The organism is Halopseudomonas nanhaiensis (genome assembly GCF_020025155.1).
In the GTDB taxonomy this organism is placed as follows: domain Bacteria; phylum Pseudomonadota; class Gammaproteobacteria; order Pseudomonadales; family Pseudomonadaceae; genus Halopseudomonas; species Halopseudomonas nanhaiensis.
Genome location: NZ_CP073751.1, coordinates 2,535,268 through 2,560,387 on the forward strand (window position 1 = coordinate 2,535,268; position 25,120 = coordinate 2,560,387).

The 25,120-nt window shown below is 62.1% G+C and carries 18 protein-coding genes and 1 other RNA gene; 7 read left to right on the forward strand and 12 right to left on the reverse strand.

Translation table 11 applies throughout. The features are described from left to right. Nucleotides 1–54: 54 nt before the first annotated feature. The 3 genes from KEM63_RS11420 (at nt 55) to KEM63_RS11430 (ending at nt 6,532) form a co-directional block, all read left to right on the forward strand. The gene (locus KEM63_RS11420; RefSeq protein ID WP_223651756.1) at nt 55–1,200 is read left to right on the forward strand and encodes a zinc-binding dehydrogenase; all 1,146 of its coding nucleotides are present in this window, start codon (nt 55–57) and stop codon (nt 1,198–1,200) included. Between the two features lie 94 nt (nt 1,201–1,294). Then, entirely contained in the window at nt 1,295–3,241 is a 1,947-nt protein-coding gene (locus KEM63_RS11425) for a metallophosphoesterase family protein (RefSeq protein WP_223651757.1), read from the forward strand. Between the two features lie 165 nt (nt 3,242–3,406). Further along, nucleotides 3,407–6,532 (forward strand): hybrid sensor histidine kinase/response regulator, encoded by a 3,126-nt coding sequence (locus KEM63_RS11430; RefSeq protein WP_223651759.1) that lies wholly within the window; start codon nt 3,407–3,409, stop codon nt 6,530–6,532. A 20-nt stretch (nt 6,533–6,552) separates the two neighbouring features. On the opposite strand, the gene KEM63_RS11435 is transcribed toward KEM63_RS11430, so the two are convergent. From KEM63_RS11435 to KEM63_RS11455, 5 genes are read right to left on the reverse strand one after another with little or no spacing between them, the layout of a single operon-like run. Continuing rightward, complete coding sequence (locus KEM63_RS11435; RefSeq protein WP_223651761.1) at nt 6,553–7,530, reverse strand: glycoside hydrolase family 113; 978 nt, start codon at nt 7,528–7,530, stop codon at nt 6,553–6,555. Continuing rightward, nucleotides 7,512–9,029 (reverse strand): hypothetical protein, encoded by a 1,518-nt coding sequence (locus KEM63_RS11440; protein ID WP_223651763.1) that lies wholly within the window; start codon nt 9,027–9,029, stop codon nt 7,512–7,514. Before KEM63_RS11440 ends, KEM63_RS11435 begins: the two co-directional genes overlap by 19 nt. After that, a complete protein-coding gene (locus tag KEM63_RS11445; RefSeq protein WP_223651765.1) occupies nt 8,977–10,875 on the reverse strand; it encodes a glycosyltransferase family 2 protein in 1,899 nt (632 codons plus the stop codon). Before KEM63_RS11445 ends, KEM63_RS11440 begins: the two co-directional genes overlap by 53 nt. Nucleotides 10,876–10,891: 16 nt before the next feature. After that, nucleotides 10,892–11,830, reverse strand: coding sequence for a hypothetical protein (locus tag KEM63_RS11450; protein ID WP_223651767.1), 939 nt, complete (start codon nt 11,828–11,830; stop codon nt 10,892–10,894). After that, nucleotides 11,827–13,788: a type 2 periplasmic-binding domain-containing protein gene (locus KEM63_RS11455; RefSeq protein WP_223651769.1), complete on the reverse strand. Its 1,962-nt coding sequence runs from the start codon at nt 13,786–13,788 to the stop codon at nt 11,827–11,829. The genes KEM63_RS11450 and KEM63_RS11455 overlap by 4 nt, the downstream gene beginning before the upstream one ends. 364 nt (nt 13,789–14,152) lie before the next feature. Between KEM63_RS11455 and KEM63_RS11460 the strand changes: the two genes are divergently transcribed. Next, nucleotides 14,153–14,434 (forward strand): hypothetical protein, encoded by a 282-nt coding sequence (locus KEM63_RS11460; RefSeq protein ID WP_223651771.1) that lies wholly within the window; start codon nt 14,153–14,155, stop codon nt 14,432–14,434. A gap of 99 nt (nt 14,435–14,533) precedes the next feature. Further along, nucleotides 14,534–15,403: a pirin family protein gene (locus KEM63_RS11465; protein WP_223651773.1), complete on the forward strand. Its 870-nt coding sequence runs from the start codon at nt 14,534–14,536 to the stop codon at nt 15,401–15,403. On the opposite strand, the gene recR is transcribed toward KEM63_RS11465, so the two are convergent. The 7 genes from recR to KEM63_RS11500 all read right to left on the reverse strand — a co-directional run bounded on the left by recR (nt 15,404) and on the right by KEM63_RS11500 (nt 21,600). Beyond that, nucleotides 15,404–16,003, reverse strand: a complete 600-nt coding sequence (gene recR / locus KEM63_RS11470; protein WP_223651775.1) for a recombination mediator RecR — start codon at nt 16,001–16,003, stop codon at nt 15,404–15,406. It abuts the gene before it with no gap. Between the two features lie 10 nt (nt 16,004–16,013). Further along, entirely contained in the window at nt 16,014–16,340 is a 327-nt protein-coding gene (locus tag KEM63_RS11475) for a YbaB/EbfC family nucleoid-associated protein (RefSeq protein ID WP_223651777.1), read from the reverse strand. A 14-nt stretch (nt 16,341–16,354) separates the two neighbouring features. Beyond that, nucleotides 16,355–18,442, reverse strand: a complete 2,088-nt coding sequence (gene dnaX, locus KEM63_RS11480) for a DNA polymerase III subunit gamma/tau (protein ID WP_223655868.1) — start codon at nt 18,440–18,442, stop codon at nt 16,355–16,357. 84 nt (nt 18,443–18,526) lie between these two features. Then, nucleotides 18,527–20,485 carry an acyltransferase family protein gene (locus tag KEM63_RS11485; RefSeq protein WP_223651779.1) on the reverse strand — a complete coding sequence of 653 codons (1,959 nt, stop codon included), beginning with the start codon at nt 20,483–20,485 and terminating at the stop codon, nt 18,527–18,529. Between the two features lie 375 nt (nt 20,486–20,860). Then, nucleotides 20,861–20,957, reverse strand: an RNA gene (gene ffs, locus KEM63_RS11490) — signal recognition particle sRNA small type. A 144-nt stretch (nt 20,958–21,101) separates the two neighbouring features. Then, on the reverse strand, nt 21,102–21,266 hold the full coding sequence (locus KEM63_RS11495; protein ID WP_223655869.1) for a DUF1328 domain-containing protein: 165 nt from the start codon (nt 21,264–21,266) through the stop codon (nt 21,102–21,104). Nucleotides 21,267–21,348: 82 nt separating this feature from the next. Beyond that, the gene (locus KEM63_RS11500) at nt 21,349–21,600 is read right to left on the reverse strand and encodes a hypothetical protein (RefSeq protein ID WP_223651781.1); all 252 of its coding nucleotides are present in this window, start codon (nt 21,598–21,600) and stop codon (nt 21,349–21,351) included. A 399-nt stretch (nt 21,601–21,999) separates the two neighbouring features. On the opposite strand from KEM63_RS11500, the gene algB reads away from it, so the two are divergent. Then, a complete protein-coding gene (gene algB / locus KEM63_RS11505) occupies nt 22,000–23,346 on the forward strand; it encodes a sigma-54-dependent response regulator transcription factor AlgB (RefSeq protein WP_223651783.1) in 1,347 nt (448 codons plus the stop codon). After that, nucleotides 23,343–25,115, forward strand: coding sequence for an ATP-binding protein (locus KEM63_RS11510; protein WP_223651785.1), 1,773 nt, complete (start codon nt 23,343–23,345; stop codon nt 25,113–25,115). Before algB ends, KEM63_RS11510 begins: the two co-directional genes overlap by 4 nt. Nucleotides 25,116–25,120 lie beyond the last annotated feature (5 nt).

Below are 25,120 nucleotides of genomic sequence, written 5' to 3' on the forward strand. Positions count from 1 at the left end.
CACAGCGTGCCAACGTAATCAGCACTTGCCACGCCATTCAGAAGAGGACTACCCATGAACGACATGCAAACCCGACAGGGACTGGAACTGCGCTCCCTGATCACCTCGCAGGGACAATTGGAACTGTCGCTGACCGAGGTCGACGTCCCTGCGCCGCGCCCTGATCAGGTGGTTATCGAAATCCAGGCGACCCCCATCAACCCCTCCGACCTTGGCCTGCTCACCGGCCCGGCAGACCTCTCCACCGCGCAATTCGGCGGCTCCGAAGCAAGGCCGACGGTGACGGCAGAGGTACCAAAGGACAGGCTGGCCGGCCTCCAGGCACGGATCGACCAGTCGATGCCGGTCGGCAACGAAGGTGCAGGCGTGGTGATCGCAGCGGGTGACAACGCACAGCACATGCTGGGCAAGACCGTAGCCGTACTCGGCGGATCCATGTATGCGCAGTACCGGGTCATCCGCGCATCCGAGTGCCTGGAATTGCCCGAGGGGACCGCTCCGGCCGACGGCGCGTCCTGCTTCGTCAACCCGATGACCGCGCTGAGCATGGTCGAGAACATGCGGCTGGATGGGCATACGGCGCTGGTGCATACCGCTGCGGCCTCCAACCTCGGTCAGATGCTCAACCGTATCTGTCTTGCCGACGGCATCGGGCTGGTGAACATTGTTCGCAGCCAGGAACAGGCCGCCATCCTGCGCGAGATTGGCGCCCAGCACATTTGCGACAGCACTAGCCCCGGGTTCGAGGCTGAACTCGCCGACGCCGTTCACGCAACCGGTGCCACGCTGGGATTCGATGCGATCGGCGGTGGCGAGCTGCCGTCGCAGATTCTTGCCGCCATGGAGGTCGCCGCCAACCGTAGCGCTACCGCCTACAGCCGCTATGGCTCGGCTACGCACAAGCAGGTCTACCTGTATGGCAACCTGGACACCAGCCCTACCGTATTGAACCGTACCTTCGGCATGGCCTGGGGTGTCGGCGGCTGGCTGCTGACCAGCTTCCTGCAGCGCGCCGGTGGCGAGGCTGCGCAGAGAATGAAGCAGCGTATCGCAGCCGAGCTGCAGACGACCTTCAAAAGCCATTACACCGCCGAGATCAGTCTTGCCGAAGCGCTGCGCGAAAATACCTTGCGCGCCTATACACGGCGCGCCACCGGGGAGAAGTATCTGATCAACCCCGCGCGAGGCTTGTCTGACTGAACAGGGAGCGGCATCCTGCGTCAAGCGGTGACGTCTGCTCGCCTGTGCGGTCACAGCAGCAATCCGCTGCAACACGAGCAAAGCGAGACAACCCTTGACGCAGAGTTTCACCCACCGGCCGTTGCCCACGCTGCTGAGCGGCCCCCTACTACGCCGCCTGGCGCCGGACCGCCTGCTGATCTGGCTGGTCAGCTCCCGGCCCCTGGAGCTGACGCTCTGGTTGCAGCCCGCCGGCGAAGCGGCTCAGTCCATTTCCTGTACCGGCAAGAGCTGTCGCAGCCTTGCAGTGGGCCAGTCGGCGTTCGTGCAGTTGCTGGACATAACCCCCGCGTCCCGATTACCCGTCGACACGCTGATCGAGTATGACCTGACCTGGGTCGAACATGGCACCCAGCGCAGCCTGACCGAAGCGCTGCCCTACCTCTGCCACGATGGCCGAACACGACCAGACTTCGTCATCGCCTCGCACAACCGCAGGCTGCTGCATGGCTCCTGCCGCAAACCGCATTTCGATGCGCCGGACGGGCTGGTTCGCGCGGACAGCTGGCTCCAGACGCATCACGATGACGCCGCGCAGCGACCGTCATGGTTAATCATGAGCGGTGACCAGATCTACGCTGACGACGTGGGCGGCCCCATGCTGGTGGCGATCCACCGGCTGATCGAGCGCCTCGGCCTGTTCGGCGAGACGCTTGGTGGCGCAACGGTGGCCGATAGCGAAGCGCTTTACCGCTCGGACAAGACCTATTACCGCCGCGAGGAGCTGCTGCCGGACGTGCGCTCCAACGCGGTACTGCGCGAGCGGTTCTTCGGTGGCGTGAAAAAGCCGGTTTTCACTACCGCCCACGCGCATAACCACCTCATCACCTTCGCCGAGGTGATCGCCATGTACCTGCTGGTCTGGTCGCCGGAGTGCTGGAAGCTGGTCGATGACACGCCACCGCCAGTGGATACGGATTGGCAGGAGGTGTATCGGCGCGAGCAACGCATCCTTAAGGATTTCGTCGCCGGGCTGCCCCAGGTCGCCCGACTGGTATGCCATCTGCCAACCCTGATGATCTTCGATGACCACGACATCACCGACGACTGGAACCTGACTGCCGAATGGGAGCGCACCGCCTATGGCAACCCCTTCTCGCGGCGGATCATCGGCAACGCACTGCTGGCCTATCTGCTATGCCAGGGGTGGGGCAACGCGCCCGACGCCGTCGCAGAGCCATTGAAGGCACTGGAGGACTTGCTTGCCGTCACGGCGTCCGCCACGGGGGCCAGGCTCGACGCCGGCCGCCAGGACGATTGCATCAACCAGGCGCTCGCCTTCCATCGCTGGAGCTTCAATATCCCTGGCGACCCCGGTCTGGTGGTCCTGGACACACGCACGCGGCGATGGCGCAGCGAGGACCATCCATCGCGGCCATCTGGTCTGATGGATTGGGAGTCACTCACCGAGATGCAGCAAAGGCTGCTGGATCACAAGAGTGTGGTAATCGTTTCTCCCGCACCAATGTTCGGCGTCAAGCTGATCGAGGCGATACAACGCCTGTTCACCCTTTCAGGCAATCCCCTGCTGGTGGACGCGGAGAACTGGATGGCCCACCGGGGCGCGGCTCAGGTGATGCTCAATATCTTCCGCCACACACGCACCCCCGGGAACTACGTCATTCTTTCGGGGGACGTGCATTATTCGTTCGTCTACGACATACGCATTCGCCAGCGCGTCAACGGGCCACGAATCTGGCAGATCACCAGCAGCGGACTGAAAAACAGTTTTCCACGCGGCCTGCTGGACTGGTTCGACCGGCTGAACCGCTGGCTGTACTCGCCGCGTTCACCTTTGAACTGGTTGACCAAGCGCCGCGCCATGCACGTGACCCCGCGTGATCCGGACCAGGCCAGCGCGGGCGAACGCCTCTGGAACGGAAGCGGTATCGGGCTGGTTTGCCTGGACCTTGAAGGCCGACCGGAGTCGATCGTTCAGCTGGATACCAGCGGCAAGGATGTCCTGTTTCCCCCTGCCTCGAACAAATACGACGCGGGCTGAAATGCACAGGTGCTTTGCGCCGGCATTTGGGTAATATGATGGCACCCGAGCAAAACAAGGAACCACTGCCATGCGGCAGTACCAGCTCGGCCAGCCCCTCCACTGGCCGCCACGCCCAGCTCCGTCCCCAGCGGCGGCCGTGCGGCCACTTCCGGGCAGGTCGATGTGAGCACATCATCCGGTACGCGACGGGAAGTACCGCTGCGCAGGCGCCTGCTCGCCATTGCGCTCGCGGGTATCGTTCCGCTGGCCGGCATCGCAGGCGTGGGTCTCTGGCAGCTGGTAGAGCATGAGGAAGATCAGGTCCAGCTGCGTACGCTCGACGTCACTCGACTGGCAGCAACGGCCCTCGAGACAGAGGTCGGACGGTCGCTGGATGTGCTCGAGGCCCTATCGCTCTCGCCCCTGCTGCTTCAGGACGATCTCGACGACTTCAGCAGACTTGTCCAGCGGGTACTCCCGCTGGTCCCCAACTGGCACTCCCTTCTGATCGTCGACCCGCAGGGCAAGGTCATTCGCCGCGTTTCGACCACTGCGATCCAGCCTGACGGGGCCATCGCAGACTGGGACAGCTTCAACTCCGTGCTGAGCACGGGAATACGTCAGGCCGGAAGTATTTCAAAAGGCCCGAGGGGCACCTGGGGCATCCCGCTACGCGTTCCGGTGATGCGTGACGGAAAGATCCACTATGTGCTGACCGGAGTGCTCAAGCCCTCAGGGGTCCTCGCGGTACTCAATACGCGTGCCCTCCCGGAAGGTTCGGTGATGACGGTGCTTGACCGTAGCGGCAACCGCATCGCGCGCACTCGGCGGCACGAGGAGACGCTGGGCGAGCCCGCCTCCTCAACTCTGGTCGAGATGCTTAGAGAGCGGCCGGAGCCGGAGGGTACGGGGCGCTCGGTCACGGTAGAGGGCGTCCCGTCGTACACTTCCTTCGTGCGCTTGCAGAGCGAAGCCGGCTGGATCGTGGCAACGGGAATGCCGACCTCGGTGGTAGAGAACTCCGCAGCGCGCGCTTTCAGTCTGTACGGGGGCGGGCTTACCCTGTCCCTGTTGCTGGCCATCGTCGCAGCGCTGATTGCCAGCCGTCGCATCAGCGAGCCGATGGACCAGCTGCGGCAGGCGGCGGTGGCCATCGGTGCCGGAGAGATGCCGACGGCACCGAGCACCGACATCGAGGAAATCAGCGATGTCGGCCGCGCCCTGGAGGCGTCCGGTCGGGCGCGGCTGGAGAGTGAAGCCGAGCGCGGCCGCACCATGATTCGCCTCAAGGAGGCGCAGCAGGCTCTGACCCGTCAGGTAACGGGGCTCGAGCGTCTGCACGGGCTGAGCAACCGCCTCATCGAACTGCCCGACCTCTCCTCACAGCTTGCCGCGATCATCGACCTGCTCTGTGACCTGCAGAACACCCGGCACGCGCTGATCCTGTCACGCCAGCTCAAGGGAAGACCCCTGGTGGTGGCCTCGCACGGGTTCACGCAGGAGAACCTGGCGAAGCTGAATGCCTCGAGCTCGCTTCAGGGTGAACTCGGCGTACAGCTGCTGGAAGGAGGGGAAATCATCGCCTCCGAGACACCCTGCGCGCTGGACGGATTCCATTCGCTGCACAGCACCCCGTTCAAGAGCAGCGATGGCTCGGTCTCTGGCGCCATCGTGCTGCTCCATACCGAGCCGCAGAAACAGGGGGCGCTGGACCGACACCTGGCCGATCTCTGTGCCGGCCTGGCTGCCGTTCTGATCGACCGCGCACGCATGCAGGCGCGGGCGGGTGAATCGCAACGCACACTGCAGGTGGCCCTGGAGTCCTCATCGGTACCCTTCTGCGTGCTCGCCCCGGAGCGGGACGAAGGTGGAGCCGTACAGGATTTCCGTTGGGAGTTCATCAACCCCCGGGGCGCACGCGTGCTGCAACGCTCTGTCGAGGAACTGATCGGCGCTCCGCTGGGTGAGGTGCTGACCGGCTGGCAGAACCGTCAAACCTTTGCCGAGCTGCTCCGTGTGGTCGATCACGGCGAGTCGAGGGATGTGGAGCTGTCCGCTGCGGCGGATCGTGCCGAGCGCTGGGTTCACATCATTGCGACCCCCTTTGAAGGGCGGGTAGCGGTCTGGTTCGCCGACATCACCGAGCGGAAAAAGCAGGAAGCGCTGATGCGTCAGGCAGACCGGCGCAAGGACGAATTCCTCGCCACCCTCGCCCATGAGCTGCGCAACCCCCTGGCTCCGATTCGCATGGCAGCGAGCCTGTTCGGTTCACAGCGCGCTACCGATTCGCAGAAACAGCGCAGCCAGCAGATAATCGAACGGCAAGTGGCGCACATGGCGCTGCTGCTCGATGATCTGTTCGACATCTCGCGCATCACCCTCGGCAAACTGGCCCTGCGCGTGCGACCGGTGGACCTTCGAGACGTGGCCCGAGCGGCGCTGGAAACCTCCAGGCCCAAACTCGAGCTCCGTCGCCATGACGTGGCGCTGGATGTGCCGAACCAGCCGATACCGGTCGAGGCCGACCCCATGCGGCTGGAACAGGTGATCACCAACCTGCTGACCAACGCCGCCAAGTTCACGCCCGAAGGTGGTCGCGTTGCCCTGCGCGTGTACACCGACCAGCAACATGCGTTTGTCAGCGTGTCCGACAACGGCCTGGGCCTGGCTGCCGAACAGATTCCGGCAATCTTCGAGAAGTTCGCCCAGGTCGCTACCCAGGGTGGCGTGAGCGCGGGACTGGGCATCGGGTTGGCGCTTGCACGCGAGCTTGCCCGATTGCATGGCGGTGAAGTCGAAGCGCACAGTGAAGGACTGCAGCGTGGTTCGGAGTTCGTGGTCAGATTACCGTGCGGGGCGGCGCTGGAGGTGTCCCGGCAGCCGGACCGGCCGGAGGCCACAACAGCCCTCAGACCGCGTCGGGTACTGGTGGCCGACGACAACCCCGACATTGCCGCCACGGTCGCGGACATTCTCAGGCTGGAAGGTCATGAGGTGATCATGGCGCATGACGGTAGCGCTGCGCTGGCGGCCTACGAAGAACACATCCCGGACGCCGCTGTACTCGACATCGGTATGCCTGGCATGCGTGGCGACGACGTCGCCAGGGCGATCCGAGCGCGTGACGATGGCGGGCTACCGTTGCTCATTGCAATGACTGGCTGGGGCCAGCCTGCCGACAAGCAGAACGCGCTGAACGCCGGCTTCGACAAACATCTGACCAAACCGGTCGACGCTCGCACATTACTCGAACTGCTGCGCAGCGGTCCGCGGCTGAATCAGGCTGACGGACAGGCCAGCCCCTCCTGATCGCATCCCCTGCCGTCCGGTCAGGGATTGGCTGGTTCGTCGCGGAAGATTGATTCGGCAGGCTTGTTCTGCACGGTGAAGTCGGTATCGTTCTCGCCGCCGGCGTCCGGATCGGTATACCAGCACCATATGCCCATTCCTTCGATGCCGGGACGGTTGAGCACGCTCTTCCACTTGGTCAGGATGGTCTGCTGCAGCTGCAGATCCACCGGCAGCTCCTGCTCTTCAGGACTCTTCCAGGGCGCAGAGAGTACGTCGTCGGCTGAACGCAGACCCACCTCGGCGACCCAGACCGGCTTCTGATGACGCTCGCCGAGCAACAACAGGCGATCCACCGACTCGCGCATCTGCGTATCGCGCTGCATCGGCTCGGAGGGGAGCGATGGATACAGGCTGCTGCCGATGACGTCGAACAAGCCCCAGTGCTGGAATTCTTCAGCGCGCTGCAGACTGTCGGCAACGTAGAGAACCTTGCCTGTATACACTTCGCGCACCGCAGCGACCAGCGCCGGCCAGTGCTCCGATTGCTCCAGATTGCGCAGCTCCGTGCCCAACACCATCGCCGGCACCTTCTCCTGTTCGGCTACCCGTGCCAGCGGCAGTACCGCTTCGCGATAGGCCTGAAACCAGGCATCAGGGTCGGAGGGCTCAGCGTCACCGGCCCAATGCTCGGGTATCCACAGATGCACCTTCAGCACCGGCACCAATCCAACCTGTTTCATCTGTTTCAGACCCGCCTGAACCATCTCGGGCGTGCTGTCGCTGCCATTGACCGGATCATTGGACTCCGGCTCGGCTTGCCAGGCGAATGCCACCAGCAGCGCCCGATCGGCCCCGCTGTCAGCGAGCTGCTGCAACGAACGCTGGGTTTTCTCGCTGCCCCAACCGGCGTCGCCTGAAATTTTCACATTGGCACCGATCCAGAAATCCGGCTCCTGTGTGCAACCCGCAAGGGGCAACAACAACAGGGCCAACAACATCAAGGTTCTCTTTGCCATACCCGCCATACCTCTCCTTCGAACTCCAATTGATAACCCGGCATGCCGCTTTCCCATAGCTGCGGGAACCGTTGCGAAATGCTGTCCTGAGCGCCTTCCAGCGACCCCGGCCGCGCCACCACCACCTGCGCCGGCATCCCGCCGCGGGTCGTCAGTGCGAGCTTGAAACGATCGTCGAATGGCAGAATCAACTGCTGTGCATCACGCCGTGCTGCAATGACCCGGTATGCCGCCTGATCGTCGATCAGTGTGGGTAGTCGAGCTTCTGCGAGCCAGGATCCAAGGCGAATGTCTTCGTCTGAGCGCTGCACGATCGGCTCGCGGAATGCAGTGGCCCATTGCTGGACTTCCGGAAGCGGCTCTCTCAGCAGCACGAGCCAACCGAGCGGTATGGCAAGCAGCAAAAGCACTGCCGCAGGGATGCGCTGCCAGGGCAGCAGTGCCCGCAGCCCCAGAGCAGCGGGCACCAGCAGCAGCGCAAGGAAATCCAGCGCCTGCGTAGCGAACCAGACCAGCGTCGCCATGGCTCCGGCGCACACCAGCGTGCCGGCGACTGCCAGGGTACCCGCCCATCCGCGCTTGAGGCTCCAGAACGCCAGCAACAGGGAAGGAAAGGCCAGCGCACCGGTCACCACCAGCCACAGCAGGGGTTGAAACCATTGCCCCCCGAATTCGAGCAGCCAGGGCAGATAAGGCGCATCGGCGTAACCACCACGGAACGCCGAATCGGCCCGCGTGATGAACATCAGGCTGTCCCCGAAGAACAGCCAGTTCATGTACATCCAGCCGAGCAGTGCGAACACAAACGGCAAGTAGCAGATCAGGTAGAAGGCCAGCGGGGCGCGCTGGAGGATACCCTGCGGCGCGACCAGCGCCAGCCACGGCAGCATCGCCAGAGCAATGAACGCCGCCCGCTCATCGATGAAGAACAGCAGACACAACCACCCGGCGAAGCGCAGATAGACCCGCGGTTCAGGATCGCCACCAAAGCTGCGTAGCGTGCGAAACAGGCCGTAGACTGCCAACGTGCCAAGGCCCAGGTTGTGTCCGGACGTGGATACCCACAGGAAGAACGGATGACAGACTAGCAACAGCGTCCATATCCAGGCCCAGACCGCGCCATGGTCGCGGGCCATGTCGCGCCAGGTAAGCGAGGCCAGCAAGCCCATGGCGGCGATATCAAGCAGGTACGGCACCAGCACACCCGGCACGCCGGGCACCCAGCTGAACAGCAGGCCGAGGTACACCGAAGCCTGCGTGGAAAGAAAGCCTGCAAACTCCAGGCGCAGGCCCGCAGCATCGCGCATGACCAGCAGCTTGGCATAGCGCGCCAGGGCATCGCTACTCATGTAGCCATTGATGAGCAGGTGGTAGCAGAGCACACCCAGCGCCAGCAGCACCAGCACGAGTACCGGAGCGCTGCGCGCACGGCGCCTGCGTCTGGATCTACTCGCGGAGCGCGGCCTTGCGCTCTGCCGGTGCGTACTTGCTAATGCCATGATTGGTCTTTTCCCAGTAGAACGGTTTGCTGATCAGCTGCCACAGGCCCTTGTAGGCAGCGAAGGATTGCAGCAACCAGTACAGCGGTACGGTGAGCGCGTACGGTGCGAGATTGAAGTAGTTGCGCTTGAAGCCGGCGACCATGGTCATGTAGATGAAAAACCCGTTGGCCAATAGCAGGTTGAGCAGGCTGAGGTACACCAGCGCCGGCGGGAACAGAAAGTCGAACGCCCGCGTGCCTGCGGCCAGCCAGAGCCCATAGATGAGCCATAACAGGGGTGCGGCCAATGCCGTGAGCACGCCACCACCAATGAAGAACTGAAAGCCCCAGAAGCCCCGGAACCCGGTTGACTGATACAGGTGCACCGGATCGCGCATGTGCACCAGCCAGGTCTGCATATAGCCCTTGAACCAGCGCGAGCGCTGCCGGATCCAGTTGGGAACGCTGACATTCGCTTCTTCGAAGGTGGTCGAATTGACCACGCTGACCCGGTAGCCTTGCTGAACCAGGCGCACGCCGAGGTCGGCGTCTTCGGTCACGTTGTACGGATCCCAGGCATACACGCTGCGCAGGGCTTCGATCCGAAAGTGGTTGGACGTCCCACCCAGCGGAATCGGGATGCGCAGGTATTCGAGCGCCGGAAGATAGAAGTCGAACCAGAGCGTGTACTCCAGCGTGAACATGCGCGTCAGCCAGTTCTCGTTGGCGTTGTAGTAATTCAGCCGCGCCTGCACGCAGACCACCTCCGGCGCGGACTTGGCAAAGGCGGCCACCACACGTTTGAGCTGCTCCGGTTCGGGCTTGTCTTCGGCATCGAAGATGGTGACAAACTGTCCTCTGGCAAAGCGCAACGCATAGTTGCAGGCCTTGGGCTTGGTCCGCGGCGACGACGGCGGCACGCGGATGATCTCGAAGATCGCCTCCAGTCCCAGACGCTTCGCCGCTTCAATCGTCTCACGATCGTCCGATTCGAGAACCAGCTTGATATCCAGCTTCGAGGCCGGGTAATCCAGCTTGCGCAGTGCGTTGGCCAGCACCGGCAGTATCTCCGGCTCCCGATACATGGGTACCAGCACCGTGTAGACCGGCAGATCCTCCTCACGCAGGCTGGCGACATCGTCGTCGGTGACCTTGACGTCGATACGTCGCCGCGAGCCGTACCACACGAGGATCAGTTTCAGCACAAAGGTAGCGAGGAAGCCCAGCGTGATCAGCACGTTGAGACCGATCAGCGTCGCCACCGGAGACCACGCCAGCGCCACCAGCAGCAGCGTGAGCAAGCTATAGCCGATAAGCAGTTGCGGCCGGGTAATCACCTCCCGTGCGGAATGCTCGGGCGCCCGGTCGGCGAGCAGCGTCAGGGCGTCGTGGGTCAGGCGGAAATCCGAGTCGAGCTGCAGGCTCCAGAGGATGTCGAACTTGGACGTGCCAACGAACAATACGTCGGATCCGAAAGTGCGCCGCGCCCAGTTGAAGGTATCCGCGCCAGGATCGGCCACGGCCAGAACCAGGCGATTGCCTTCATGACGCCAGGGGATGACCTGCCGCTCGGCACAGTCGCTGAAGCGCTTGGGGTCAAGTGCAACCTCGGGTGGATGCTCGACCAGATCGACGAAATCCAGCCCGAAATGATCGGACAGTGCCCGATACAGGCGCACGGCAGACATCCAGCGATGCGCCAGCACGATCTCGCCCAGTCGCGAGCGCCAGCGTTTCTGCAGCGACAGCGCCGTCTCCAGATGCTCCGGACGCAGCAGGCCACGATCGACCAGCATCTCACCGAGACGTTCGCGGTCGGCGAGCGGATTGGGCTGCCGGCCCAGCGCACGCGCGTCGACCGTCATACCACCGCCGGGCATATCAGAAGCGCCACCAGGCTGCTACAAACGGGCCTCCGGCTGCGCCGGTATTGCGACCATCTACCGGTTGCATATAGCCGGCCTGCAACTGCATGTCGTTTGGCAGCGTGTAGAGCCCGGATAGCGACAGTTTCGTCAGGTCGTAGTCGGTACTGTTGATATAGACGAGGTTCTCCGCCGTATCCGAACCGGGCTCGACTCCCTCCATCGGCCGTGGAGCAGTATTGCCACTCTCGTTACCGAGCCCCTCAATGTGATTCAGCTCGCCGATCAGCATCAGGTTGCGAGTCAGAGCGAGGCCAGTTGTCAGGTCCGCGCGGATCTCATCGGCTGGATTACCGGTACGCTTGCGCCCTGCGATGCCAGCGTCAATGTATCCGGAGCGCTCGCCAAGCATGAATCCACGACCAACGCTGTAGCGCAGCTCGAAGTGGTAGCCACCTTCTCCCAACGCTACATCAGCATCTCTACTATAAGTAGGCACGCTGACCAGAGCTTGAACGGCGCCGACCCATTCCTCTCCGAACCCGGGATTCAGGCGATAGCGCACGCCGAATTCCTGGTCGCCGAATCCGCGGGTGGTGTCATCAAAATCGTCTGGTAAGTCGTCGCTGCGGTAACGCACTTCCTTGAAATAGAAGTTTCCGACCAGCGTCAGATCCGGAGTGAGGCCGTGTTCGACGTACAGGTTTATCTGATCCTGTCGACTACGACCGCCGTCATTGAAGTCGGTACGTTTTCCCCCGTCGTCGAAGACATCGGTGTCGTCGGTGTGACTAAGCTTCAGGATCGTCAGCGTGCTGCCCTCCTCCTGCACCCACGCACCAGCCGAAGCGGGCAAGGCGAAGCCGAATGAGAGTGCTGAAGCCGCCGTGAAGATCCACGTAGCCGGCGATGCAAGAGTGCGCGCAAAAGCGTGTTGCGAAGTGGGCATTGTCATAGTGAGTTCTTCCTCATTTTACGGGCCACCAGGACGACAACAATGGTCAGAAGCAGCCACGCCGCGGCAAAGATCCAGCCGCGATAGCTCTCCAGCGTGTCCATCCAGGTGGTTCGTTCAGGATAGGCGACGCTTGCAACGGCGTCGTTTCGCGTATCGATGGCAACCAGTACGCCGCGTGGGTCACCGAAGACCAGGTCACCTGTGGCACTTTCCGCACCGGGCGGGAAGTCGGGCACGCCCTGCTCGAAGGTGCGCAACCAGAGTCCGCGCTGGTCGCCCTTGCGCACCAGGCTGGCGGTGTGAATGCCCGGCAACTCCTCCGAATCGAGCAGCACCGAGCCGTAGCGATCCCGCACCTGGATGCGGCCGCGATCAAACATGATTGGCGCACTGAAGCCTTCGGGAGGCTGTGGGCCAAGCCATATGAAGGGACGATCGGGCACCGGGGGCAGCGTCACGCTGCTGAACTCGGCGGCCCGCGGATCGACGCCGAGCCGGCTGCCGATATTGGCGAGGACCTCGACCCAGGCCGCCGGATCACCCAACGCGTCGCCCGGGAGGTGTACCGAGAAGGCGCCACCCACCCCGCGGGCGAATTCGGCCAGCGTTTCCGGCGTTCGCCGGGACTCCACGGTTTCCAGCGCCGAGGTGTCCAGAAGCTGCGCGTATCCTGAGCCTGTGACGGTTTCACAGGCCTGGCTGCTCTGGCCCTTGAGTACCACGCGCACCGGATCCTTGGCGTACAACCCGGCCTCGTTGAGCGGCAGCGTCAGCGAATGTTGCCCGCCCTCGCTTGGCAGGGTCTGCAACCCTCGTACTATGTTGTTCTGCAGGATATACACCACCAGGGGCGCTTCTTCGTCGCTCGGAGGAACAACCATATCCAGCCGGAGGGCGGAGGGAGCACGCCCGGTTGGAAGAATGTCCGTACGGAATGTCCACTCGGTTGGATCGCGGAAAATGCGTGCGTTGACGTCCGCACCCAGGCGCTGCAGTGCAACGCGGTCGGATGCCGTCCCCTGCAGCGCAGCGCCGAGGCTTTCTCCGTAACCCGATGCAGCCAGTAGCGAAGCCCAGGGCTCGGCGATGGAATCGACATGGTAAGGCTCGACGATCGCCAGTTGCTGCCTGGCATCGGCTACGCCCGCCTCGAGCAACTCGACGTCATGGTCAGGGTCGAGCTCGACACCCTCCGCCGCCAGCGATTCGCGAGTAGAAATGAGCACGTCGGCGGGCTCTCCAGGCACCGCGAAGCTCACCGAGTGCCCCCGCGCCTTCAATTCCCGCGTCAACAGCCAGGCGGCACGAATGGCTTCGGCGCCGAGCCAGGGGTCGAGGGCGATCTTCACGTCATCGGACAGCGTGGTGAGATAGCCTCGTATGCTGGTGCGCGGCTGGTCATCCAGCTCATAGACCACCGCGGTCTCGGGCAATACGCGAAAGAATCGCTGCCGACCCGGCGCGCTGCAGGCGTCGGCCTCGGAATACCAGTTGGCACTTACGCTGACTTCGACAAAGGGCTGATCGAGGTCGGCCTCGGTCAGCGGGACCGTAATGTCTGCCCGGCGCAACGTGCTACCGCTCTCCGGTTCTTCCCCGGGCAGGCGCAGGCTGGCGAGGGCGATGAGTTCGCGAGGGGTGCCGTTGACCGTGATCTGCAGCGTAGCGCTCGCCTCGGCCTGGACCGGGACGGCATAGCGCAGGTCGATACGCGGGTTGGCGTAGTCGACATCTAGCGGGAGCGGTAACCGGAAATCGACTGTGTCTTCGGAATGCAGCGGGTGCAGCCCCTGGCCATGCCCGACATCCGACAGATTGCGCCAGGTCGTGCGGGGGGTCTCCGAGCGCGCATCGGCGTCCGCCTGTTCGCTGGTGGTTTGTGCATGGATTGGCTGCGAAAGCAAAAGTGCGCAGCAATAGAACAACATCGGCATCCCGCCGAAACTGAATCGCATTGTTGAACGTGCCCTGGGTGGAAGCCCGTCCAATGGGCGTGTGCTGAGTAAGTCCGGCCATGCCATTAGGTTCGGCTCGGCCTGCTTTGTTCCTGCCTGGGATCAAGGTTTTTGATGGCGAGATCACGGCCCGGCGCTATCAGCCGCGCCAGAGCGGTGCAGCCGGGCGCTCATCGCCGCGCAGATCAGCTTGTCGGCACTTCCATCCACTGCCCGCTCCAAGGGGAGTCGGCGTCCCGGAACGCGGAGGGCGGCCTGCGACGATTAGCCCCTGCGCAGCGGTGCCGGACTGCTATCGCGATCGAACCACAGGGGATAACATGGAGTCCTACGAGTACCCCTGTCGGGAAGATGAGGTAGCAACATGAGAAAGCGTTACAACCTGGCACTGGCATGCGCGCTGGGTCTGGCTTCGATGCCGGCTCTGGCTTGTACGCCGGAAGATGCCCTGGCCAAAGCCGAAGAAACTGCTGCAACCATTCACCGGCTGGCCGACGGTGATCCGGAAACGGCTCTTGAAATGCATGAAGAGCTTCTGCGACTCCAGGCACGCGATCCTACCAACGATCGACACACTGCCTGTGAAGCCTACGATCGGGTCATCGAGGAACTGAAGAAACAGCATAGCGAGCCCAGCGCCAGCTGATTCAATCGAATCGCTCGATGCGTTAGACAGGCTTTTTGCGTTATTCAATCTTAAAATCCGCTTATACACTGTGCGCAGACTCATCTGGAGATGCGCACCATGTCTTCCACTCTCAAGCGTAACGTTGTTCAGACCCTCACTGGCCGCCCCTCCTCCGACGGAGACGGTGTCAAGCTGACGCGCGTTTTCGGCGGCGCTCAGGCAGAGCTGTTCGATCCGTTCCTGATGCTCGATGAGTTCGGCTCTGATGAAGCTGCCGACTACGTCGGCGGGTTCCCGTCGCATCCGCACCGTGGTTTTGAAACCGTCACCTACATGCTCGACGGACGGATGCTGCATCAAGACCATCTGGGCAACCGTGGTCTGCTCGAGCCGGGCGGCGTGCAGTGGATGACTGCCGGGCGTGGCATCATCCACTCGGAAATGCCGCAACAGGATTCAGGCAGGATGCGTGGCTTCCAGCTCTGGCTGAATCTCCCTGCCGCGGAAAAGATGCAGCCTGCCGCCTACCGTGACCTGCGACCCGACGACGTACCCTCTTTCAGCCTGGCCAGCGGCGCGAGTATCAAATTGATCGCCGGCGAGCTCAACGTGGATGGTCAGGTTCTCGTCGGCGCCATTACAGACCGAAGCACCCGGCCGCTGTATCTTGATCTGCATTTGCAGGCGGACCAAACGGTAGAGTTACCGGTCGCTGCCGAGCTCAATGCCCTGTTGTACTTGTACGAAGGCAGCGCTCGCATTGAAGGGGAGCACGCAGCGGTCGATATTCACAAAGGTCAACTAGCCCGGCTCGGGGAAGGCGACCGGGTGGAGATGCTGAGCGGACGTGACGGTGCGAAACTGTTGTTGATCGCCGGCAAACCCCTGCGCGAGCCGATCGTCCAGTACGGCCCCTTCGTGATGAACCGACGCGAGGAGATCGAACAGGCGCTGAAGGACTACCGCGACGGTAATTTCGGCGCCTGATCAGAGAATCGGCGTGCGCCCGGCCAATGCATGGGCCAGGGTGCCGCCATCGATGAATTCGAGCTCTCCTCCCAACGGAACGCCATGGGCGATTCGCGACACCTTGATGCCCTTCGGCTTGAGGAGGTTCGCGATGTAGTGCGCAGTCGCCTCTCCCTCCACCGTCGGGTTGGTTGCCAGAATCACTTCATTCACCTCGCGGCCTTCGAGGCTTTGCAGCAATGCAGGTACGCCGATCTCTTCCGGTCCCTGACCATCGATCGGTGACAGGTGCCCCTTGAGCACGAAGTAACGACCACGGAAACCGCCGGCCTGCTCTACCGCCCAGACATCCGCCGGGCTCTGGAGGATGCAGATGACATGATCATCTCGGCGCGGGTCGGAGCAGATGCTGCAGATGTCCGTTTCGCTCAGGGTGCGGCATTGCTGGCAGTAGCCGACGCCGTCCATTGCCGCCTCGAGCACCTTTGCCAGGTGGCGCGCCACATCGCGGTCACGTTCGAGCAGGTTGAGCGCCATCCGCTGCGCAGTCTTGGGACCGACGCCGGGAAGCCCCCGTAGCCCATCGATCAGCTGTCGAATCAGCGGACTGAAGCTCATGGAGAATCGCTCAGAACGGCATCTTGAAGCCGTCGGGCAGATTCATGCCCGCGGTCAGGCCGGACATCTTTTCCTTGCTGTTGTTTTCGATCTTGCGAACCGCATCATTGATGGCCGCAGCGATGAGATCTTCCAGCACTTCCTTGTCTTCCTGCATCAGGCTGTCGTCGATCGACACTCGGCGCACGTCGTGGCGCCCGGTCATCAGAACAGACACCAGGCCGGCACCCGACTGCCCGGTGACCTCGGCGTTGGCCAGCTCTTCCTGCATCTTCTGCATTTTTTCCTGCATCTGCTGGGCCTGCTTCATCAGGCCTGACATGCCACCTTTCATCATGATCGTGTCCTCATTCAAGTTGTAGAAGCATCCAGCGGACGGATGCTGTCGTCACAAATCTGTGCGGCAAACTCACTCAGCAGCCGCTGTACCAGCGGATCGGCCTGAATGCTCGCTTCTGCCTCGCGCTGCCGGGCAACCCGTCGACGCGCCGCGGCCACCGCAGGGGTTTCCTGATCGGGCGTCCTGACCTCGACGGACAAGCGCACCTCCCGCTCAAGCAGATCGCACAGTGCACGCTCGATCCGCTGGCGGTGATTCTCGTTGTACAGCGCGCTGTGGCCCGGGTCCAGCCGCAATTGCCACTCCCCTCCCTCATCACTCATCAACTGACAGTGCGCCGCAATGCTTTGCGTGAGACCGCTGAGGGCCAGGCGAGGGAATTGTTCCAGCCATTGCGCAGCCAGGCCGGTAGCAACCGGCAGCTCGCTGACCTCGTCACCCGGGTCGATGACAGGCACGTCGATCTCCACCGCGTCGGCCACATCCCATTCGTTGAGATAGCCGCTGACGTCAAGCGGTTCCTCGTCATCCTCGTCCTGCGCTTCAGGCGCCTCGTCGGGCGCGGCCTCCAGCCATTCCTGGGGGGGTTCGTTGACCGGCGGCTTGACCGGCGTGCTCACGTTCAACGGGCGGCTGGGAGCCGGCCTGGATGCTGTCGCCACCTCGGGCGGAGTGAGTGCGCGCTCGTCAACCTGGTCTACGGATGCTGCCGCCGGGGGCGCCACAGGCGCGGTAGCAGACGGCTCCGGCGGTGGTGTCGCAGAAAGCGGTCTGGCTGATTCAACGCTACGCGCCCCAGCGGTCTGGCCCAGACCGGAGCGCAGCTGTGCCATGGCTTCGTCGCGGCGTGGGGACGCCACGGGACCAGCAGCAATCACTGGTGCCGTAGACATCGAGGCAGGACTGGCCGCTGGACCGGTATCCTGGGGTTCAGCCCTGGCCTGGCTGAGCCCCACCGACTTTCCCGAGCCAGGATCCGTCGGACCGGGCGGTGGCGCGGTCGCCGATTCCATCGCTACCGGGCGAAACGCCAGCATTCGCAGCACGGCCATTTCGAAGCCGCCGCGCGGATCCGGTGACAACGGCAGATCGCGACGCCCATGTAGCGCAAGCTGATAGAACAGCTGTACATCTTCTGCGCTCATGCGTCCAGCCAGCTCCACGACGCGCTCACGATCGCCCTGGCTGTTGTCGACACCGTCCGGCAGTACCTGGGCGATGGCCAGACGCTGCAGGGTAGAAATCAATTCACTCAGTACCCCGGCGAAGTCGGCACCCTGTTCGGCCAGTTCGGCGACCGCGCCGAGAAGCGCTCTTGCATCATGTGCAGCAAGCGCTTCGAGCAGTCCGAACACCTGCCCATGATCGATGGTGCCGAGCATGCTTCTGACCTGGCTCGCCTGCAACGTTCCGTTTCCGAAGGCGATGGCCTGGTCGGTCAGGCTGAGCCCGTCACGCATGGAGCCATCCGCCGCACGACCCAGCAGCCAGAGCGACTCCTCGTCAAAACCGATCGATTCCTCACCCAGCACGTGGCGAAGATGTTCGACGACGCGTTCCGGCGGCATGTTTTTCAGCGAAAACTGGAGGCAGCGGGACAAAATGGTGACCGGCAACTTCTGCGGATCGGTGGTTGCGAGCAGGAACTTCACATGCTCCGGCGGCTCCTCCAGCGTCTTCAACAGGGCATTGAAACTGTGACTGGAGAGCATGTGCACTTCGTCGATCAGGTACACCTTGAAACGCCCACGCGAGGGAGCGTACTGCACGTTGTCGAGCAGTTCGCGGGTGTCCTCGACCTTGGTCCGACTGGCAGCGTCGACTTCGATAAGGTCGACGAAACGCCCCTCATCGATTTCGCGGCACGCCGAACAGATGCCGCATGGCTCGGAGCTGACACCGACCTCGCAATTCAGGCATTTCGCCAGGATGCGCGCGATGGTCGTCTTGCCAACTCCGCGGGTACCGGTGAAGAGGTAAGCATGGTGCAGCCGGTTATTGTCCAGCGCATTGATGAGTGCCTGCAGAACATGGGTCTGCCCGACCATTTCGCGGAACAGACGGGGACGCCATTTGCGGGCTAATACCTGATAACTCATCGGCGATTTCTGCATTCCGGTCGGCTTTGGGGCGAGCGGGTACTGTAACCAAAGCCGACCGACAATGCGAGATGGGAGCGGCGCTCACTCGTCCCTGCTGCGAGCCACCAGTTCCGGACTTCGGGTGCGTTGCACGAACTCCCGGTACAGCCCGGTCTGGCGGAAAGCATCGGCCGCCTTGCGTGACCCGTAAATGCTGATATGGCCCGACTGATCGAGTCCGAACGGAACATTTTCGGCGGTGACGTCGGATGGTACACCATCGACCTGAAACATCGATGCGCGATCGAAATACATGACATTGGCGAAGCGTTCGGCGAAGGACCGCAGTTGCTCATTGGCAGCGCGAACCTGCTCATCCCGAGTTTTCTCGAATCGGCTGATATCAAAGCGGCGGCCGAACATCAGGCTGCGCTCGTACATATCCTTCACGCTGATATCAAAGTTGGTTGGCGCCGCCATCAGCACCACCAGACCCGAGCGCTCCGCGGCCAGCTCGATGGCGCGTTCCACACCCTCCATCTGCTCCTTGTCGCGCACCGCGCCCCACTGACCGGCGTAGATGACCAGCGCATAACGGCCGATCTCCCTTTCGAGAAAATCGCGATTGATCAGACACTGCTCGTACTCCGGCCCGGTGGTATGGCCGGTGAAGGCTTCGTCCACGCTCGGGTAGCACCAGTTGCTCGAGACAGCATTGATTCGCAGGTTGTTTTCCCGACCGAGGCTGTCCCAGAACGGGCCGTAATGCCCGGCGAAGGAATCCCCGAAAAGCAGTGCATCCACCGCGCCCTCGCGCTCGCCGAGATGACAGGCCAGGCCATCCTCGCCCACCTCGTTGTTTGATCCTTCGGCAACATTATGAAAACACCAGCCGTTGGATTTTCGCGGAAGCTGCAGATCCGCAGTGGCGTTCCGAAATTCCTCGGTAATGCGGCTAGGGTAGCCCTGCGAAGCCATGGTAAAGCTCGCGAGAGTACCGACCGCCAGCAATGAGCCGCCCACGCGTACCAGCGATCCCGACGCCAGCCGCGAGCGAACGGCCGGCTTTTCCGCCCGCGCAAGATTCTCTATGCAGACATAGGACAGCCAGCCGCACACCACCGAGGCGGTCATAGCTGCGATGATCCAGCTTACCTCGCGCTCGACGCCGAAATAATAAAGCCACACTGCGAAGGGCCAGTGCCACAGATAGACCGAGTAGGAAATCCTGCCCAGGAACTGCGAAGCCCGGTTTCCGGTGATCCAGGACTGCTGCCTGGACGAATAGATGACCATCATGGTTCCCACTACCGGAATCAGTGCCGACCAGCCTGGCCAGAGGGTCTCTCCGGTAAACGCCAGCACCGACAGCGCGATCAGGGCGATGCCGCCCCACTCGAGCCAACGACTGTTTTCCCGGCTGGCCGCCAGCGGAAAAAGGAAGGCCAGGCCGCCGGCGAGCATTTCCCACATGCGTGTAGGCAGAAGGAAAAAAGCCGACGTCGGCCAGCGGGTCGAGGCATATACCGACAGCGCGAGCGATCCAAGCGCAATTGCACCGAGAACCCATCGTGTGTGACGCAGCGCGATGCAGCGCTTCAGGACCAGGATCAGTAGCGGGTAAGCCAGATAGAACTGCCATTCCACCGAAAGCGACCAGGTGTGCAGGAGCCAGTTGTCGTGAGAAGCCTGCTCAAAGTACCCGGCATCCTTCCAATACATCAGATTGGACACGAAGCCGAGACTGCCGAGGGAGTGCTCGGCCAGTTCGGTATAGTCTCTGGGGAGCAGCAGAACCCAACCTACGACCAACAGTATCAGGCAGAGAAACGCCAGAGCCGGAATGATGCGGCGAGCGCGGTCCTTGTAAAATTCGAGCGTCGAGAAGGTGTTCTTTTCCAACCGGCTGTAAATGATCCCCGTCATCAGGAAGCCTGATATGACGAAGAACACGTCCACCCCGACAAACCCACCCTGGGCGCCAGCGATGCCAAAATGAAAAAGCACGACCGCCATGACTGCAATAGCCCGCAAGCCATTGATATCTCCGCGAAAGCGCATCTGAAAATCTCCCACAGGACAACCTGTTCAGCGAACACGCATTCCTGTTCGCCAATTCGTTCGTCGAGATTTCGCGATGCGCTACGGTGGAGTTACAACCATGTCAGGTGGACCTTCTGCGTGCAATGGCAACTTGATATGAACCAGTTGGCTCAATGTTCTGACCACCCGGACATTGGTTTGTTCGGCGCCGGGACCGGTACAAAGCATGAACGGTCGAGCCAACTGCAAGGATAGCGTCTGGAAGCAGGAGAATCGGAGTTCGACGGCAAGCAGCGGGCAATCTGGAGTCTGGACGTGAGGTAAGCGACCATGGCATAAAACGGAGAGGTGTCGCGGATGGAACGAGGGGCGGACCGAAGAATTGGGTGGCGGCCCTGCCAGCCACACCCCGGCACACGACAAAGCCGCTGCGGCTGCTCCCTTCCGGGCCTGACCGGGTTCACGGCGGATCGTTGCGAGGGGACCGACAGGACCACCATAGCGTGCCTGACGAACAGGCCGCGCTATTGTAGCGGCTTGAGATGAACTTACAACCGATAAATATCTGCCCTGGCGGATCGCCTGGCATACAGCAATGATTGCCGCGGACGTGGGCATCCGTCCGGCCTGATCATCACAACTGTGGGCGACGCCCTACCACGTATGAGACGGCGAACAGGACGAGAAATACTACGAAAAGCGTTTTTGCCACGCCCGCACCGGCGCCAATTATCCCGCCGAATCCGAGTACCGCGGCTACAATGGCAATGACTAGAAAGGTAATGGCCCAGCTCAGCATCGCAACGTCCTCAATTTCTCTCACCTAACTGTCATCCAGGCATGGCCGAACCGGCAAAAACCGACCCATCGTGCCGAGCCGGTCAGAACACCCACCTTGGCTGGTGGCGTGTGGCCACCTGGCTGGAAATCAGGGTACCGTGGGAGTTTGAGGCTGACAATCCGGCCGAACGCTGCTCGAGGGACTGAATTCGTTCGATCTTCACCGTTGCGCGGTCTTTCTGGTCTACGCCTGCTGCCTCCGGAAGCCCGCCCCCTTGGAGCACGACCGCCAGCGCGGCGCCAGCGAACAGACCTTTGCCCATCATCGCGATTCCAAACAAACGGTGATTCATCCTGAAGCTCCTTAGTTGCCGGCCGGTGTGCGGCCGACAGCGTAATTGTGTAGTACGTAGGTTGTACGATCCGTTCGCCGTGCGAGCCTTTTGAGCCCTTGAGTCCGGCCTTGCCGCCAGAACGTTACATCCGTGTAACGCTGTATCCTGTTCAATGCGCCCGCCAGGGTGGCGGACGCCTTTAAAGCTGCGAAGCACTAGGCCCGCCGCTTCTTTAGTCCTATACTCGCAACACCCGTGCCAGGTCCCAATCAATTAATTAATGTTTTAAATCAGTCACTTGCGGGCGACTTTCATGCCAGCCAGCATGCAGATTGCAAGATACGTCGCTTACGACCGTGCAACTTGCACGGACCTGCGCTGACTAACGGGGACAACTTTTTCGCTGGAGAGGGGTCGATGGACGAAGCGGGTACCAAGAACGGACGAATTCTGCTGGTCGATGACGAGTCAGCCATCCTGCGCACCTTCCGATATTGCCTCGAAGATGAAGGCTATGAGGTCGCAACAGCCAATAGTGCTGCGCAGGCCGAGGCCGTTCTGCAACAGCAGGTGTTCGATCTGTGCTTCCTGGATCTGCGTCTTGGTGACGACAACGGACTCGACGTGCTGGCGCAGATGCGCGTTCAGGCGCCATGGATGCGCGTGGTAATCGTCACCGCGCACTCGGCTGTCGATACGGCCGTCGATGCCATGCAGGCTGGCGCCATGGACTATCTGGTCAAGCCCTGTACGCCTGACCAATTGCGCCTGGCGGCATCCAAGCAGCTCGAAGTGCGCCGCCTCGCCGCGCGCCTCGAAGCACTGGAAGGCGAGGTCCGCAAACCACATGACGGCCTTGATTCGCGCAGCCCATCGATGATGGGTGTCCTGGAGACGGCTCGCCAGGTCGCCGGTACTGATGCGAACGTTCTGATCCTTGGCGAATCGGGCACTGGCAAGGGCGAACTGGCGAGAGCGATTCATCGCTGGAGCAAACGATCCAAAAAGGAATGCGTCACCATCAATTGCCCATCACTGACCGGCGAACTGATGGAGAGTGAGCTGTTCGGTCACACCCGCGGCGCGTTCACCGGCGCTAACGAGAGCACCCTGGGGCGCGTGAGCCAGGCCGACGGCGGCACGCTGTTTCTCGACGAGATCGGCGACTTTCCGCTGTCCTTACAACCAAAGCTGCTGCGCTTCATTCAAGACAAGGAATACGAACGCATCGGTGATCCGGTTACCCGACGGGCCAATGTACGCATTCTCGCCGCGACTAATCTGGATCTGGCGGAAATGGTCCGGGCCGGGCAGTTTCGCGAAGATCTGTTCTACCGTCTGAACGTCATCACCGTGACGCTCCCTCCACTGCGCGAGCGGACGGAAGACATCCTGGATCTGGCCGAACGGTTCCTCGCTCATTTCGTGCGCGAATATGGTCGTCCCGCCCGAGCCTTTGCCAGTGAAGCACGGGATGCGATGCTCAAGTACCATTGGCCGGGCAACATCCGGGAACTGCGTAACGTCATCGAACGGGCCAGCATCATTTGTCCGATGGACAGCGTCCAGGTTGCTCATCTGGGGTTCGGTGAGGCTGCGGCGAGCAATTCCCCGAAAATTGGCGCAGAAATGAGCCTGCTGGAACTGGAAAAAGCTCACATAGCAGCGGTTCTTGCCAACAGTGAGACGCTGGATCAGGCCGCCAGGACGCTCGGAATCGACGCATCGACGCTCTATCGAAAACGCAAGCAGCTCGGACTATGAATCTTAGAAACCGGTTATTCGTCAGCAGCAGCGCCCTGCTGACGGTAGCCCTTCTGGGCTTGTTGCTGGGCATTTTCAGCGTGCTCCAGCTGACCAAGACCCAGAGTCAGGTGATGTCGCGCAACATCAACCTGATCGATGCAACCATGGGCATGAACAAGGAAATCGGCACACAGTTCGTGCTGATCATAGGTGAGCGCCTTGATCGCGAAGCCCTCAAAGCTTCGGACGATACCTTCCGCCGCTGGCTGCTTCGCGCCAGGGAAGCAGCGATGACTGAAGACGATCTGCACACGCTGGATGACATCGAGCGGGCTTACGCGGTATTCAGCGACGTCCTCAGCCGACCCTACGACGTGCGCCGGCAACTCCTGCACACCAACGAGCTCGGTCAGGCGCTCACCACCATGCGCAACCGCATTAATGATGTGCAGATGCACTATCTGGCCGAAGTGCAGGCAGCCGACGCAGAAGCCCGCGAAAGGGCCTGGCTGATGGCGGCGCTGCTGGGCCTGATCGGCATTGCGGTACTGCTGATCGGCTTTATCACTGCACACAGTATCGCTCAGCGCTTCGGGCGCCCCATAGAAGCCCTCGCCCGCGCCGCCGATCAGATTGGGCGTGGCGACTTCAAGGTCATTCTGCCGCTCTCCCCCGTCGCAGAGCTCTCGGCACTCAGCCGGCGTTTCGGTCTGATGGCCGAAGCGTTGAGAGAGTTCAAGAACAGTGATATCGAGGCGTTGCAGGCCGAGCAACGGCGCCTGCAGGCGGTTCTGGACAGCATCAACGATGGCCTGTTGATCTTCGATCGCGAAGGTTGCCTGGAACATTTCAACCCGGTCGCGCAACGCCAGCTCGGCTGGGATGAAGGCGCCATCGGCCTGCGCCCTGGCGAAGTGCTCGACCGGGCCGAACTCGATGAGCAACTCACCCAGGTGCTGGTTCACGGGTCCCTGCGCCAGGCTGTTGAAGATCTTGAGATCGAGGCGAATGGGGAAAGCAGGCTGCTGACCTATAGCCTGACACCGGTGAGCAGCGATCAGGATCGCATCGTTGGGGCGGTGATGGTGGTGCGTGACGTGACCGAAGACCGCGCGTTCGAGCGGGTACGCAGTGAATTCGTTCTGCGCGCATCACATGAGCTGCGCACGCCGGTAACCGGCATGCACATGGCTTTCAGTCTGCTTCAGGAACAACTCGCCTCACTCGGCCCGCGCCAGCAGGATCTCCTGCGCACGGTGGACGAGGAAATGCGTAGGCTGGTGAAGCTGATCAATGATCTGCTCAATTTCTCGCGGTATCAGAACGGCTTGCAGAAAATCGACGTGAGTCCCTGCGACGTGCGAGAGCTGCTCATCCACACCCAGCAGCGGTTTGCCGCACAGGCCGAGGAGAAAGGCATCGCACTTGAGGTCGAGTTGCATGAAGAGCTTCCGATCGTTTCGCTGGACCGGTTGCAGATCGAGCGCGTGCTGGACAACCTCATCGGCAACGCCTTGCGCCACTGTGCCGAAGCCTGTCACATCCGCCTCCAGGCCTGGCGCCAGGGCGAACGGGTGATCATCAGCGTCAAGGACAATGGCGAGGGCATTCCGTATAGCCAGCAGGCCAGGGTGTTCGAGCCCTTCGTGCAGATCGGCCGCAAGAAAGGCGGGGCCGGCCTCGGTCTGGCGCTGTGCAAGGAGATCGTGCAGCTGCATGGCGGACATATCGGCGTGCATTCGCGACCGGACCAGGGCGCGCAGTTCTACCTCGCCCTGCCTCTCTGACAGGC